Consider the following 15,064-nt stretch of genomic DNA (forward strand, 5'->3'; position numbering starts at 1 on the left):
TCCCGCTTTTCGTAAAGCGGGTTCCTTTCATTTGGATTCTATATTTGCTAATTGACGAAAAAAAGATAAAATGAGAAAAGGAGCTTTTTTGTTATGTGAAAACGGCTCGTTTATTTTTTTCCTAAAAGGGGTGCTCTGTACATGAAAGTACAAGAAATTAGAGAATTAATCAAACTGGTTGATCAATCAGGAATTGATGAATTTGTATTTGAATCAGCAGGAAGTAAGCTGAAAATGAAAAAATCAACAGGAACGACTACATATGCTGCAGCACCGGTCTCACATGTTCAACAAGTATCTGTTACACCGGAAGCGCCAGCCGCGCCTGTTATGCAGGAAACACCGGCACCAGAAGCGCCAAAATCAGCAGTGGATGATTCCAGCCTACATAAAATTACTTCACCAATGGTTGGAACGTTTTATCAATCGCCATCGCCGGATAAAGAAGCATATGTAAAAGCAGGGTCAAAGGTTCAGCCGGACTCCGTTGTCTGCATTGTGGAAGCTATGAAGCTGTTTAATGAAATCGAAGCAGAAGTAAGCGGAGAAGTTGTTGAAATCCTTGTAAAAGATGGCCAGCTTGTTGAATATGGCCAGCCGCTTTTCTTGGTGAAACCGGAATAAAGGAGCATTTGCGATGATTAAAAAAGTATTGATTGCCAATCGCGGAGAAATCGCGGTTCGAATTATCCGCGCCTGCAGGGAGCTTGGGATTGACACAGTGGCGGTTTATTCAGAAGCAGACCGCGAAGCGCTGCATGTACAACTGGCTGATGAAGCGTACTGCATCGGCCCAACTGCTTCAAAAGACAGCTACTTGAACTTTACCAATATTGTCAGCGTAGCGAAGCTGACAGAATCAGATGCCATCCATCCCGGTTACGGCTTTTTAGCGGAAAACGCGAGCTTTGCGGAATTATGCCGCGAGTTGAATATTACCTTTATCGGTCCGTCGCCAGAAGCGATTACGCAAATGGGAACAAAAGACGTAGCGCGCGATACAATGGAAGAAGCAGGAGTGCCGATTGTTCCTGGTTCAGATGGGATCATTAAAGATATTGAGGAAGGACTGACGGTTGCCGCCAAAATCGGATATCCGGTGATTATCAAGGCGACAGCCGGCGGAGGCGGAAAAGGGATCCGCGTAGCCCGTGATGAAGCGGAACTGGAAAAAGGCATTAATATGACGCAGCAGGAAGCAGCGACTGCTTTCGGTAATCCAGGTGTGTATTTAGAGAAATTCATCGAGGATTTCCGTCATGTTGAAATTCAGGTGCTGGCTGATACGCATGGAAACGTGATTCATTTGGGTGAGCGTGACTGTACGATTCAGCGCCGTATGCAAAAGCTGCTTGAAGAAACGCCGTCTCCGGCTTTGAACGAAGAAACAAGAGCCCAAATGGGTGAAGCAGCCGTTAAAGCAGCCCAAGCAGTTGATTATACAGGGGCAGGCACGGTAGAATTTATTTATGATGCGCATGCGGGCACATTTTATTTCATGGAAATGAATACCCGTATTCAAGTAGAGCATCCTGTCACAGAAATGGTCACCGGCGTTGATTTGATCAAGGAGCAAATCCGGGTCGCTTCCGGTGAAACATTATCACTGACACAAGAAGACGTCACATTTGACGGCTGGGCGATTGAATGCCGGATCAATGCAGAAAACCCGGAAAAGAATTTTATGCCGTCTGCAGGAAGAGTAGAAGGATACCTTCCGCCGGGCGGATTCGGGGTACGGATCGATTCTGCAGTGTATCCAGGCTATATGATTCCGCCTTATTATGATTCAATGGTTGCGAAATTAATTGTTCACGGGAAAACCCGGGAAGAAGCGATTGCACGGATGAAGCGGGCGCTTTCAGAATTTGTGATTGAAGGTGTTCATACAACTATTCCGTTTCATCAGAAGCTGCTTGAGCATGAAGTGTTTGTAGGCGGAGATTTCAATACGAAATTTCTTGAAATCCATGATGTAATGCAAACTCAATCCTAATCCGGAGGTGCTTAAAATGTCGGAACAGCAATCTGTAAATCAAGTACTTGAAATGAGCAATGGAGAGGGCGGCCATGGCCGTATTGAAATTGCTCCTGAAGTAATAGAAGTGATTGCCGGTATCGCTGCATCAGAAGTGGATGGCGTTGAAAAAATGCGCGGAAGCTTTGCATCGGGTGTAGTGGAACGGCTTGGAAAGAAAAACCACGGCAAAGGTGTCCGGGTTGATTTAACGGAAGACGGCATTAAAGTAGATGTTTATTGTGTTGTGAAATTTGGTGTATCGATTCCGCGTGTTGCCAAATTGATGCAGGAAGGAATCCGCCAGACACTTCTCAACATGACGGCACTCGAAGCTGACGAGATTAACATTCATATTGTTGGGATACAATTTGAAACGAAACAGCCGGAACCTGAATATCAGGATGAAGTATAAGTGAAAAAGCGCTCTGGCATTGCCGGAGCGTTTTTCGTATGTTTTCCACGGCGCTGTTTTATGCTATGATCAAAAAGGCATTAAACAAAAAGGAGCAATCGAATGAACAGACGTACGGCACGGGAAAAGGGCATCCAGGCTCTTTATCAAATGGATTTAAGTGGAGCGGAGTCAGCAGAAGCAGTTGCAAACGTATTAGAGGACAGCGACAGCGACAGCAGTTACTTGCGTGAAATCGTCACGGGAGTGGAACAGCACCGTGAGGAAATCGATACAATTATTAAAAATAATCTGGAAAAGTGGTCGTTTGACCGCTTGGCAAAAGTGGACCGGAATATTTTACGTCTCGCTGTATATGAAATGCAATATTCAGACGATGTTCCAGCAAAAGTAGCCGTGAACGAGGCAATTGAGTTGGCGAAATATTTTAGTGATGAACGAGCCGGTAAATTTATTAATGGCGTTTTATCAAAAATTAATCAATCAATGGACTAAGTGAGGGATTTTCAATGGCAGCTATTATTGACGGAAAAGCAATTGCAAAAGACATTCGTGCAGAATTAAAAGAAGAAATCGATGCAATGAAAGCAGCAGGTACAACACCAGGACTCGCTGTTGTGATCGTCGGAGATGATCCGGCATCCCATACGTATGTAAACAGCAAGGAAAAAAGCAGCAAAGAAATTGGCATTTACTCGGAAGTACACCGTTTTCCAGCGGATTTCACGGAAGAAGCACTTTTAGAAAAAGTGGATGAATTAAACCGTGACAAAAATATCCATGGCATTCTTGTGCAGCTGCCGCTTCCTAAACATATTTCTGAGGACAAGGTCATTGACGCCATTTCACCTGAAAAAGACGTGGACGGCTTTCATCCTGTAAACGTTGGTAAAATGGTCATCGGTAAAGACTCGTTTTATTCATGTACACCATACGGAATTATGAAGATGCTCGAGAAAGAACATATTTCGCTTGAAGGCAAGCATGTAGTGGTCATTGGACGCAGCAACATTGTCGGCAAACCAGCTGCTCTTCTTTCCTTAATGAACAACGCAACCGTCACAATCTGCCATTCCCGCACGAAAGATTTAGCGGCGATCACCCGTCAGGCTGATGTTGTAATCGCGGCTGTCGGCATTCCGAATTATGTGACAGCAGACCACTTAAAACCAGGCGCTGTTGTAATTGATGTCGGCATTAACCGCAATGAAGAAGGCAAGCTGTGCGGCGATGTAGATTTTAACAGCGCGAAAGAGGTAGCGGGTGCGATTACTCCAGTGCCAGGCGGCGTGGGCCCGATGACAATTACAATGCTTCTTTACAATACAGTCAAATCAGCGAAAGCATTCGCAGCGAAATAAATTCATAGCAGATGAATGAAACTGTCTTTTCGATCATGTTATAATCGGAAAGACAGTTTTTTAATGGACAGAAAAAGGTGATCGGAAATGGAACCAGGACGGCATTTAACTGTTAAAGCATTAACCAAATACATAAAGCGAAAATTTGATGCGGATCCGCATTTAAAAAATGTGTCTGTAAAAGGCGAGCTTTCAAACGTAAAGCACCACTCCAGCGGGCATTTATACTTTACATTAAAGGACGATAGTGCGCGTATCATGGCGGTTATGTTTGCCGCATCTGCCCGGCATTTGGCGTTCCGGCCGGAAAACGGAATGGAAGTTATTTTAACAGGGGATGCCACCGTTTATGAATCAAGTGGGCAGTACCAGCTGTATGTAAAAACGATGCAGCAGGAAGGCGCTGGGAATTTGTTTGCGGCTTTTGAGCAGTTGAAAAAAAAGCTTGAGCAGGAAGGGCTTTTTCGTCCGGAGGCAAAGCGCCGGGTTCCGGCGTACCCATCTGTTATCGCCGTTGTGACGTCTCCAACCGGCGCAGCGATTCGGGATATTTTAACGACCATTAACCGGCGTTATCCATCAGCGGAAGTGCTCATTTATCCTGCGCTTGTTCAAGGAGAGCGTGCACCTGAGTCGATCGTCAGACAGCTTCAGAAAGTGAACCAGGATGGCCGGGCGGACGTGGTAATTGCCGGGCGCGGCGGCGGCTCTATCGAAGAGCTTTGGGCATTTAATGAAGAAGCCGTTGCGCGGGCGATTCGTTCTTCAAAGGTTCCGGTTATTTCTGCTGTTGGCCATGAAACCGACTTTACTATTGCCGATTTTGCAGCAGATCTGCGCGCCCCAACACCGACAGCCGCTGCGGAAATGGCGGTTCCCCATGTGGAGGAAGTATCGGAACGGATCAAAGCAAAAGAAAGCCGTCTGATGCGGGCAGCTTCTGAAATGGTCCGCTCTTCACGGAATCGTCATCAAGCCGTAATGAACTCATACGTGATGCGCAATCCAGAAGCGCTTTACAGGCAGCAGTTTGAGCGGGCAGACCGGCTGCATGAGCAGCTTATCCGCAGCACCAACGCTTTAATTGACCGCAAGAAAACAACAGTGCAGCATGCATCGTTCCGCCTGTCGAGAACAGGACCCGGCCCGCGCATTGCATATGAGACAGAGCAGCTTGAGAAATTAAAAAAAAGCTTATACCGGCTGACTCAGTCGATTGTAAACGAAAAAAAATCGACATTTGGGCGTCATATTGCCATGCTAGAAGCGCTTAGCCCGCTGAAAGTGATGGAAAGAGGGTACAGCCTCGTATACAGTGAAGAGAAAGAATTAATCAAAACGGTTCAAGACGTACAACAAGGAGACCGCATCCATGTGCAGATGGCAGATGGCACCATTTACGCACAGGTTGATTCAATTGGGAGGAACAAAGATGAAACGTGAAGACATCAGTTTTGAAGAAGCAATGGAACAACTAGAAAAAATAACAGCCCGCCTTGAAGAAGGGGATGTCCCGCTTGAAGAAGCGCTCGAAGAGTATAAACGCGGAATGGAATTGTCCGCTTTATGCCACAGCAAGCTGAAAAAAGCGGAAACAGAACTGGCTAAGCTTGTAACCAATGACGGCGACCAGCCATTTTTGCTGGATGGGGAAGACGCATGACGAATATTAAAACATACATCGAAGAAAAGCTGCCGTTATTTGAAGCGCATATGATGGAACGGATAGACGCGCTGCAGGCACCGGGTTCGCTTAAAGAAGCAATGATCTATTCACTCAAAGCGGGAGGCAAACGAATCCGTCCCATGCTCCTGTTTGCGGCGCTTGAAACGTACGGTAAAAAAGCGGACGCCGGTCTTGATGCAGCCTGTGCGCTAGAGATGATTCACACGTATTCGCTGATTCATGATGATCTGCCGGCAATGGATGATGATGATCTGCGGCGTGGAAAGCCGACCAATCATAAAGTCTTTGGTGAAGCAACCGCTATTTTAGCGGGAGATGCCCTCCTAACATACGCATTTGAAGTGATTGCGCGTTCCGAGGCGTATTCGTCGGAGCAGGCGGTTGAGCTGATTCGAATGCTGTCATTTGCAGCAGGACCGGCCGGAATGGTCGGCGGGCAAGTGGCGGACATGGAAGGGGAACAAAAAAAGCTGTCTCTCGGAGAGCTTGAATATATTCACCATCATAAAACGGGCCGTCTGCTTGCTTTTAGTGTAATGGCCGGCGCATTGATCGGCGGGGCGGACGAAATGGAAAAAGCGCTGCTGGAGACCTACGCCCGTCATATCGGCCTTGCTTTTCAAATCCGGGACGATATTTTGGATATTGAAGGCACTGAAGAAGAGATTGGCAAGCCCGTCGGCAGTGACGAGTCGAATGAAAAAAGTACGTATCCGTCCCTGCTGACAATGGCAGGAGCCAAAAAGAAATTAGAGGAAGAGCTGCAGGGAGCGCAATCTGCCCTTGCTTCATTAAAAAGACCAGCACCTCTTCTCGAAGCCTTTGCGGATTTGATTGCCAAACGCACGTCGTAAAATGCCGAAAATTGTTAGCACTCTGAGCGTGTGCTATAATAGCGGTACATTTTAACCAAAACTGAAACAGTCAGGAAAGTGAGCTGATCCACTTGGATCTATTATCCATTAAAGACCCATCTTTTGTGAAAAAAATGAATGTGCATGAAATGGAGCAGCTGAGTTCAGAAATCCGTAAATTTCTTATTGAAAAATTGTCGGTTACAGGCGGACACATCGGCCCGAACCTTGGAGTTGTTGAATTAACGATTGCCCTTCATCACTGTTTTACAAGCCCGAAAGACAAATTTTTATTTGATGTTGGACATCAGTCCTATGTTCATAAAATCTTAACCGGCCGTGCCGACAAATTTGATACACTGCGGCAATACAAGGGGCTATGCGGATTCCCGAAAACGATTGAAAGCGAGCATGACGTATGGGAAACAGGCCACAGTTCAACATCGCTGTCTGCGGCAATGGGTATGGCAATTGCCCGTGATTTAAAAAAGTCAGGCGATCATATCGTACCTATTATTGGAGACGGCGCTCTAACAGGCGGGATGGCACTCGAAGCGCTGAACCATATTGGCCACGAAAAAACCAATATGATTGTTATTTTAAATGATAACGAAATGTCCATCGCTCCGAATGTTGGAGCGATGCATAATATGCTTGGCCGAATGAGAACTGGCGGCAAATACAATAAGCTTAAAGATGAATTGGAAGTGCTGCTCAAGCGAATTCCAGCTGTAGGCGGGAAAGTAGCTTCAACAGCGGAGCGCATGAAAGACAGCTTGAAATATATGTTTGTTCCTGGCATGTTTTTTGAGGAATTTGGATTTACTTATCTCGGTCCCATTGACGGCCACAATTTTGATGATTTGATTAAAAGCCTGGAGCAGGCGAAGCGGACAGAAGGGCCAGTCCTGGTGCATGTAATCACGAAAAAAGGAAAGGGATACAAGCCGGCCGAAACGGATACGGTTGGTTCCTGGCATGGCACCGGCCCTTATAAAATGGACACCGGCGATATGATTAAAGCAAGCGGTGAACCGCCTGCCTGGAGCGCAGTTGTCAGCGAGACAGTCCGGGAGCTTGCTCGTACGGACGAGCGTATTGTGGCGATTACACCAGCTATGCCGGTCGGGTCAAAACTGCTTGGTTTCGCAGGCGAATTTCCGGATCGGATGTTTGATGTTGGGATTGCCGAACAGCACGCGGCAACCGTAGCAGCCGGCCTTGCCACACAGGGCATGAAGCCGTTTCTCGCCATTTATTCAACATTTTTACAGCGCGCCTACGATCAGGTCGTTCATGATATATGCCGGCCAAATTTAAATGTATTTATTGGCATTGACCGCGCCGGTCTCGTTGGAGCCGATGGGGAAACACATCAGGGAGTGTTTGATATTGCATTCCTCCGTCATATGCCGAATATGGTGCTGATGATGCCGAAAGATGAAAATGAAGGACGCCATATGGTAAATACGGCCATTCAGTACGACGGCGGGCCCATTGCGATGCGCTTCCCGCGCGGCAACGGGCTTGGCGTGGAAATCGATCCAGAGCTTGGGGTTATTCCAATCGGATCGTGGGAAGTGATCAGGGAAGGCAGCGATGCAGCTATTTTAACGTTTGGGACAACCATTCCGATGGCGCTTGAAGCGGCAGAGGAGCTTGAAGCCCGCGGAATCAGCGTAAAAGTAGTGAATGCACGCTTTATTAAGCCGCTTGATCATAACATGCTGAATGTTCTTTTCGCGCAAAAGATGCCGGTTTTAACGATTGAAGAAGCAGTGCTTGAAGGCGGGTTTGGCAGTGCTGTGCTTGAGTATGCACACGAGGCAGGCCATCACGGTGCGGTCATTGACCGAATGGGAATCCCGGATCAATTTATAGAACACGGCAGTGTGGGTAAGCTGCTTGAAGAAATCAATTTAACGAAAGAAGAAGCGGTTCGCCGGGTAGCTGCTTTTGTTCGGGAAAAGCAAGAGGAACGTGCATAAACATGGCAAAAAAAGAACGTATTGATGTATTGCTTGTAGAAAAAGGATTAATTGAAACACGAGAAAAAGCAAAGCGTGCTGTTATGGCAGGAATTGTTTATTCTAATGAAGAGCGAATCGACAAACCTGGGGAAAAAATTCCTGTTGATGCTCCGCTTGAAATAAAAGGAAAAACGATGCCTTATGTAAGCCGGGGCGGTTTAAAACTTGAAAAAGCACTGCAGGTGTTTGATTTGACCGTTCAAGACAAAACGTTAATTGATATTGGTGCTTCAACGGGCGGCTTTACCGACTGCGCGCTTCAAAACGGCGCAAAAATGTCTTATGCACTCGATGTAGGGTACAATCAATTAGCGTGGAAGCTTCGGCAGGATGAGCGTGTAGTCGTCATGGAACGAACAAATTTCCGCTATGTAACACCGGCGGACTTGGAGAGGGGCATGCCGGATTTTGCCGTTATTGATGTATCATTCATCTCGCTGTCCCTCATTTTACCTGTTTTGAAAACATTGCTTGTGCCGGGTGCTGACGTGATGGCCCTTGTAAAGCCCCAGTTTGAAGCGGGGCGTGAAGAAGTAGGCAAAAAAGGGATTGTGCGTGATCGCAAAGTGCACCAGGCGGTTATTGAAAAAATCGTACAGCTGGCTTCCTCACTGGGGTACGACATCATCAACCTATCCCATTCACCGATTACAGGCGGCGACGGAAATATCGAATTTCTGCTGCATATACGCTGGACGGGTGAAGAAAAAAGCGGAAATATCAAGCTGCCTATTACACCTGAACAAGCCGTTAAAGCTGCACATGAGGAATTTAACCAAAAAAGCTAACAGATTCAGCTTCAAAAAAGCGGCCGATTCCGTAAGTGTAAATGGAAACGTGCCGCTTTTTCTATACATTTTAAATGAGATACAGTATGATAATGTATAAAGAAGTATAATTATACATTACGAGGTGAACGATATGAATAAAGGACAACGACATATAAAAATTAGAGAAATGATTGCCAATAATGAAATCGAAACGCAGGACGAGCTTGTCGATTTGCTGCGTGAATCAGGATATAATGTAACACAGGCAACGGTATCGCGCGATATTAAAGAGCTTCACCTTGTCAAGGTGCCTTTAATGGATGGGCGTTATAAGTACAGTCTGCCTGCGGACCAGCGTTTTAATCCGCTGCAAAAACTAAAACGAACGCTTGTAGACAGCTTTGTCAGCATTGACTCAGCTGGTCATTTTGTTGTTATGAAAACCCTGCCAGGCAATGCGCAGGCTGTCGGAGCGCTTATTGATAATCTGGACTGGGAAGAAATTATGGGAACGATATGCGGTGATGATACATGCCTGCTTATTTGCCGTGCGCCAGAGCATACAGAGGTTGTCTCGGCTCGCTTTTTAGAAATGCTTTAATAAGGATGTGACCGATTGTGCTTCAGGAATTATCCATTCGCCATTTTGCCATCATTGATTCCCTGGCGCTCTCATTTGAACGGGGACTCACGGTATTAACTGGTGAAACAGGAGCAGGGAAATCGATTATAATTGATGCCCTTCAGCTTTTAACAGGCGGAAGAGGTTCAGGCGAATTTGTTCGTCATGGAGAAAAAAAGGCGGAAATCGAAGGGATGTTCACAATTCATAGTGAGCATCCATGTGCCCAAGTCTGCCGGGAGTTCGGCATCGATGTGGATGAAGAGACCATTATTTTACGGCGAGAAATTTCTGCGGCGGGTAAAAGCGTCTGCCGGGTCAATGGAAAAATGGTGACGCTGTCTATTCTTCGGGAAATAGGCGCCCGTCTGATGGATATTCATGGACAACACGAGCATCAAGAATTAATGAATGCAGGAAGCCACATTCGGCTGCTGGACGATTTTGGCGGTTCGGCTGTTTTGGGCGCACGTGCACAGTATGGAGAAGTATATGAGCGCTACGCGCATTTACAAGCTGAGATTCGCCGTTTAAGTGAAAACGACCAGCATCTGGCACACCGGCTCGATTTGATTCAATTTCAGCTCAATGAAATTGAAAAATCGGCGCTGGTGCCTGGCGAAGAAGAAAAACTGGAAGCCGAACGCCAGCAGCTGGCGAACTTTGAAAAATTATACGGCGCGCTGTCTGAAGCATATAATGCCTTATCCGGCGAAGGCAGAGCACTGGATTGGCTCGGAGTGGGAGTGAATGGGCTTGAATCCGCTGCCGATATTCATGAAGAATACAAAGCTCTTCACGAATCTGCGGCAAACAGCTTTTATGTACTTGAAGATACCGTGCGGGATGTGAGTTCACTGCTTGATACACTGGAGTTTAATCCAGAGCGGCTAAATGAAATTCAAAGCCGCTTAAATGAAATCAGTCAGCTCAAGCGCAAATACGGATCCACTATTGATGAAATTTTACAATACGGAGAATCCATTGCCAAAGAAATTGATCAGCTGACTCACCGTGATACGCATGTAAACCGCCTTCAAAAAGAATTGGCCGAAGTGGAAGTTCTTGTACAGAAGGAAGGAGAAAAGCTCTCCTCTCTTCGCCGCGAAGCAGCCGTGAAGCTTGAAGAAGCGATTCACAGAGAACTAAAAGAACTTTATATGGAAAAAACCGTTTTTAAGGTACATGTAGTGAATGAATCCGGGCAATTTAAAAGAGACGGAATGGATCAGGTTGAATTTTACATGACCACCAATCCGGGAGAACCGTTAAAGCCGCTTGTGAAAATTGCTTCCGGCGGGGAAATGTCCCGGGTGATGCTGGCGATGAAAACGATTTTTTCAAGACACCAGGGCATTACCTCCATCATTTTTGATGAGGTCGATACAGGTGTAAGCGGGCGGGTTGCCCAGGCCATTGGCGAAAAAATTTATAAAATTGCCATTCATTCGCAGGTGATGTGCATTTCGCATTTACCGCAAGTAGCAGCGATGGCTGATACACACTTATACATTCAAAAGAATCTGGAAGGGGAACGGACAAGCACGTCTGTAACACCTCTGGATGAAGAAGAAAAAGCGGCAGAAATCGGCCGTATGATTTCCGGTGTAGAAATGACCGACTTAACGAAAAAACATGCGAAAGAGCTGCTGGCTCTATCTGCAAAATTAAAGCAATCGGCTGTTTGAAAAGCCATCCATCTAGCCCCCTAATTACCGTTATAAGAACACGCACCTCCGGACAAAGTAACAACGCAGGATGAAAAGGAGGGAGTGGGATGGCGGTAGTAAGTCGGGGTCTTTTTTCATTTTTACTACTGTTTACGTTTTGGACGGCAGATGGAGCCGTCACGAAGGCAGAGCAGACAGAGACAGAGCTGCTGCAATCGGCTGGCTTTTTAAAAGCAGAGGAAAAGCGTGAACGTGTTTTTGTTGTACCCGGCGGACAGTCGGTTGGTGTACAGCTTGAAACAAAAGGGCTTTATGTAGTCGGCTTTCATTTTATCCAAACAGATACAAACCGTATTTCTCCAGGTGAAGAAGCAGGTCTCCTGCCAGGTGATGTCATTACAAGTATAAATGGCCACAAAGTAACAGAACCTCAAGCCATTCGGCCGTATGTACAAAAAGCGGCTGATGAAAAAACCTCCGTAAAGCTCACAGTGTTACGCGGCAAGAAAACGCTGAGTCTTTCAGTAAAACCGATCAAGGATACAGAAACAAAAAGTTCAAAGCTGGGCTTATACATTAAAAATAAAACTGCAGGAATTGGGACATTGACGTTTTATGAACCAAAATCGAAAAAATTTGGCGCACTTGGCCACGTCATCAGCGACGTGCAGTCAGGAAAGCCGTTTGCACCTGTTAAAGGTACGCTTTACCCTGCCCATGTAACTGGAATCAAGCGTGCAACGGAAGGGATTCCGGGAGAGAAAGCGGCTGAGATTCCTACAGAAGAGAGATGGGGAACGGTCACATCTAATACACCATTCGGCTTGTTTGGACGGCTGGATCGCGAATTGAGCAGAACAAAGTTGTATCCGGCGGCGCACCCGGATGAAGTAAAAGAAGGACCGGCGCAAATTTGGACGGTGACAAAGGACAATAAAATTGAAACATTCGATATTTCCATTGTTCGCACGGTTGAGCAGTCAAAGCCTGCCATTAAAGGTATGATTATTAAAATGACCGATCCCCGTTTAATTGAAAAAACAGGCGGTATCGTTCAAGGAATGAGCGGCAGCCCTATCTTACAAAATGGCCGGGTGGTTGGAGCTGTTACGCATGTTTTTGTGAACGATCCACTTTCCGGATACGGTGTCCACATTGACTGGATGCTTAAAGATGCCGGAGTGTTGTAGAGCGCAGCTGCGCTCTTTTTTTGGCGAATTTTTTCTGGAAAGAAAGTCGAAAAATGACAGAAAACGGTGTAAAATAAATATTTTGAATTTTTTAAAGGAATCCATTTCGCTTTGTCGAAAAAACCTTTAGAATAACCTTATGGATTGAGCAGCGCCTTAAGGATCGAGAAGTGAGGAGGAAATGATTTGAGTAAAATAAAGGTAGCAATTGCGGACGATAACCGGCAGCTTGTACAGCTGCTTGAAGAAGTGATAACAAGCCAGGAAGATATGACAGTTGCAGGAACGGCATTTAATGGGCAGGAGTGTCTCGGCATGCTGCCGGAAACAGAAGCAGATGTGTTAATTTTAGATATTATTATGCCGCATATGGACGGACTGGCTGTACTTGAGCGTCTCCGGGCAAGCGGCCAGAAGCAGCCTCATGTGATTATGCTGACTGCATTCGGCCAGGAAGATGTAACGAAAAAAGCGGTTGATCTGGGGGCTTCCTACTTTATGCTGAAGCCATTTGACATGGAAAGTTTAATCAGTCAAATCCGCCAGGTGGCCGGTGCAGAACAGCCGATGCGCCATGTAGAACGAAAAGAAGAGCCGAAAAAGCAAAAGAAAAATATTGACGCCAGCATTACGGCAGTGATTCATGAAATCGGTGTACCCGCGCATATAAAAGGCTATTTGTATTTGCGCGAAGCAATTACAATGGTATTTAACGACATTGAACTGCTTGGCTCAATCACAAAAGTACTTTATCCAGAAATTGCCCGGAAATACAACACAACACCAAGCCGGGTGGAACGGGCGATCCGGCATGCGATCGAAGTAGCTTGGAGCCGCGGCAATATGGAATCCATTGCGGCATTGTTCGGGTATACAGTATCTGTATCCAAGGCCAAACCGACAAATTCAGAATTCATCGCCATGGTAGCAGATAAGCTCCGCATTGAATACATGGCTTCTTGAAGCGGAAATAATATAGCTTTACACGTTAAGATACAATGATTATAGATGGGCTTCCGATGCAGGCTGATAAGGGCGACGCCGGCTTTCCAGTTATAAAAGCGTACCTCTTCCATAAAAAGAGGGCGCTTTTTTTGTGCCGCCCAACCGATTTTCAGGCTGACAAACCGCGAGTCAAAGAGCTGAATAAGCAAAAAATTACACGGGTTTTAAAGCTGATGGGTATGAGTTCAAATTTAAAACATAAATTTAGGGTAAAGCAAGGTTCACAAAAGCGAGGTAAAATATCAGGACCGAAAGAAGGCGAAAAAATCATGCTGAAAAGAGTATATTGGTCTAAATTAAACGACTCGCATGATAAAATAACAGCAAAAGCGGGCTTTAGAAAAGAAAGCAACAAGCTGTATGAGCCATATGAACTTTACCTTGAAACATGGGAAAAAGAAGAGAGCGGCTGGGTATATAAAGGCAGCCAGCCGGAACAAAGACAGCAGCAATTAGAGGCGCACCCGGCGATAGAACCACTTTTAAAGAGCTGATATGGTAAATAAGTAATGCCAAATGAGCGCCGCAAAAAGGTGCTTTTTTCTTTTTTACTTATTATCCGCTCTACCGCACAATATATTGAAAATCCCGGCGTTTGCTATTTATTACGTTGGCCGGGTTTCCTGCGGTTTGGCCATAACACTGTTTTCTGAGAGCAGCCCAATCAAATCATTGCGGTCGATTAGTTTTACGTTCAGTTTCTCTGCACAATGATACGCACTTTTAGTAAATGCATGATTGGTGACAGCCCAAACTTCATTTGTTTTATAGTACGCTTTGCCGCAGCTCGCTTCTTGCACGGCTTTGACACCGGCTGAGCCATTGTGCCGTTTTGCCTGCACAGCGATACTGTCGTTTCCCTTGCGTAAAATAAAATCAGCCCCATAATCACCTGATTTCGGCGTATACTCAATGGCGTACCCTTTGCTTTCAAACAAGGCACCCACATATTCTTTAAATTGAACACTATCCATATTGTCAAGTTCGTTTAATCCTGATTGAAGGAATTGTTGTTTTTTCTTATCTTTTGTATACCAGCGCAGCAAAAAATACGGGATCGCTAACAGGGCGACGAGTATTGTATAGCCAATGAACACTTCGATATGCTGCAGGATAACAATTAAAACGACAGCATACAGCATGTAGATCAGTATTTTATCGCTGCTAATCCCAAGTCCTTTATGGCCCCTTCCTGACATCGTCCCAGCTCCTTTAAACCTGTTTTTTTTATTTTTGACGACGAAAGCGAGAACTATCCAAAAAGATAAAATAAAAACACTCATTCAAGAGTGTGGACCGAAGCATTTTTTAATCATGATCTTTTTTATGGCAAAAAAGCAATAAAAGAAACGAACTTTGCTTGTTTGGTTAAAGCGGGAAAAGAAAGATCGGCAGAATGATTAAAAAAGATAAATTAACTCTTTAAGAAATTTCTTCCAATCC

Annotated in this window: 16 protein-coding genes; 15 read left to right on the forward strand and 1 reads right to left on the reverse strand. The window is 45.6% G+C overall.

Annotation, left to right across the window (positions count from 1 at the left end; translation table 11 throughout):
* Positions 1 to 141: 141 nt before the first annotated feature.
* The 15 genes from accB (at position 142) to RRU94_RS14725 (ending at position 14,115) form a co-directional block, all read left to right on the forward strand.
* Positions 142 to 624, forward strand: coding sequence for an acetyl-CoA carboxylase biotin carboxyl carrier protein (gene accB, locus RRU94_RS14655; RefSeq protein ID WP_315695214.1), 483 nt, complete (start codon positions 142 to 144; stop codon positions 622 to 624).
* A gap of 13 nt (positions 625 to 637) precedes the next feature.
* Positions 638 to 1,996 (forward strand): acetyl-CoA carboxylase biotin carboxylase subunit, encoded by a 1,359-nt coding sequence (accC, locus tag RRU94_RS14660; protein ID WP_315695216.1) that lies wholly within the window; start codon positions 638 to 640, stop codon positions 1,994 to 1,996.
* A gap of 16 nt (positions 1,997 to 2,012) precedes the next feature.
* Positions 2,013 to 2,432, forward strand: a complete 420-nt coding sequence (locus RRU94_RS14665; protein ID WP_242233521.1) for an Asp23/Gls24 family envelope stress response protein — start codon at positions 2,013 to 2,015, stop codon at positions 2,430 to 2,432.
* Between the two features lie 102 nt (positions 2,433 to 2,534).
* Positions 2,535 to 2,927, forward strand: a complete 393-nt coding sequence (gene nusB / locus RRU94_RS14670; RefSeq protein WP_242233522.1) for a transcription antitermination factor NusB — start codon at positions 2,535 to 2,537, stop codon at positions 2,925 to 2,927.
* 14 nt (positions 2,928 to 2,941) lie between these two features.
* A complete protein-coding gene (folD, locus tag RRU94_RS14675; protein ID WP_315695219.1) occupies positions 2,942 to 3,793 on the forward strand; it encodes a bifunctional methylenetetrahydrofolate dehydrogenase/methenyltetrahydrofolate cyclohydrolase FolD in 852 nt (283 codons plus the stop codon).
* Between the two features lie 87 nt (positions 3,794 to 3,880).
* Positions 3,881 to 5,236 carry an exodeoxyribonuclease VII large subunit gene (gene xseA / locus RRU94_RS14680; protein ID WP_251271002.1) on the forward strand — a complete coding sequence of 452 codons (1,356 nt, stop codon included), beginning with the start codon at positions 3,881 to 3,883 and terminating at the stop codon, positions 5,234 to 5,236.
* Positions 5,226 to 5,456: an exodeoxyribonuclease VII small subunit gene (xseB, locus tag RRU94_RS14685; protein ID WP_242233525.1), complete on the forward strand. Its 231-nt coding sequence runs from the start codon at positions 5,226 to 5,228 to the stop codon at positions 5,454 to 5,456. Before xseA ends, xseB begins: the two co-directional genes overlap by 11 nt.
* The gene (locus RRU94_RS14690) at positions 5,453 to 6,334 is read left to right on the forward strand and encodes a polyprenyl synthetase family protein (protein ID WP_315695224.1); all 882 of its coding nucleotides are present in this window, start codon (positions 5,453 to 5,455) and stop codon (positions 6,332 to 6,334) included. Before xseB ends, RRU94_RS14690 begins: the two co-directional genes overlap by 4 nt.
* Before the next feature lie 92 nt (positions 6,335 to 6,426).
* A complete protein-coding gene (dxs, locus tag RRU94_RS14695) occupies positions 6,427 to 8,322 on the forward strand; it encodes a 1-deoxy-D-xylulose-5-phosphate synthase (RefSeq protein WP_315695226.1) in 1,896 nt (631 codons plus the stop codon).
* A 2-nt stretch (positions 8,323 to 8,324) separates the two neighbouring features.
* Positions 8,325 to 9,152 (forward strand): TlyA family RNA methyltransferase, encoded by an 828-nt coding sequence (locus tag RRU94_RS14700; protein ID WP_315695228.1) that lies wholly within the window; start codon positions 8,325 to 8,327, stop codon positions 9,150 to 9,152.
* Between the two features lie 133 nt (positions 9,153 to 9,285).
* Complete coding sequence (gene ahrC, locus RRU94_RS14705; protein ID WP_251270998.1) at positions 9,286 to 9,735, forward strand: transcriptional regulator AhrC/ArgR; 450 nt, start codon at positions 9,286 to 9,288, stop codon at positions 9,733 to 9,735.
* A gap of 17 nt (positions 9,736 to 9,752) precedes the next feature.
* Positions 9,753 to 11,444: a DNA repair protein RecN gene (gene recN, locus RRU94_RS14710; RefSeq protein ID WP_315695230.1), complete on the forward strand. Its 1,692-nt coding sequence runs from the start codon at positions 9,753 to 9,755 to the stop codon at positions 11,442 to 11,444.
* Positions 11,445 to 11,533: 89 nt separating this feature from the next.
* Complete coding sequence (gene spoIVB, locus RRU94_RS14715) at positions 11,534 to 12,616, forward strand: SpoIVB peptidase (protein WP_315695232.1); 1,083 nt, start codon at positions 11,534 to 11,536, stop codon at positions 12,614 to 12,616.
* A 186-nt stretch (positions 12,617 to 12,802) separates the two neighbouring features.
* Positions 12,803 to 13,579 carry a sporulation transcription factor Spo0A gene (gene spo0A / locus RRU94_RS14720; protein WP_315695234.1) on the forward strand — a complete coding sequence of 259 codons (777 nt, stop codon included), beginning with the start codon at positions 12,803 to 12,805 and terminating at the stop codon, positions 13,577 to 13,579.
* 311 nt (positions 13,580 to 13,890) lie between these two features.
* Positions 13,891 to 14,115 carry a hypothetical protein gene (locus RRU94_RS14725; protein ID WP_251270990.1) on the forward strand — a complete coding sequence of 75 codons (225 nt, stop codon included), beginning with the start codon at positions 13,891 to 13,893 and terminating at the stop codon, positions 14,113 to 14,115.
* Between the two features lie 111 nt (positions 14,116 to 14,226).
* Here the strand turns inward: RRU94_RS14725 and RRU94_RS14730 are convergent, their stop codons facing one another.
* Positions 14,227 to 14,820, reverse strand: coding sequence for a restriction endonuclease (locus RRU94_RS14730; protein ID WP_315695237.1), 594 nt, complete (start codon positions 14,818 to 14,820; stop codon positions 14,227 to 14,229).
* Positions 14,821 to 15,064: the final 244 nt, after the last annotated feature.

It is taken from the genome of Domibacillus sp. DTU_2020_1001157_1_SI_ALB_TIR_016 (assembly GCF_032341995.1).
Classification (GTDB): domain Bacteria; phylum Bacillota; class Bacilli; order Bacillales; family Domibacillaceae; genus Domibacillus; species Domibacillus indicus_A.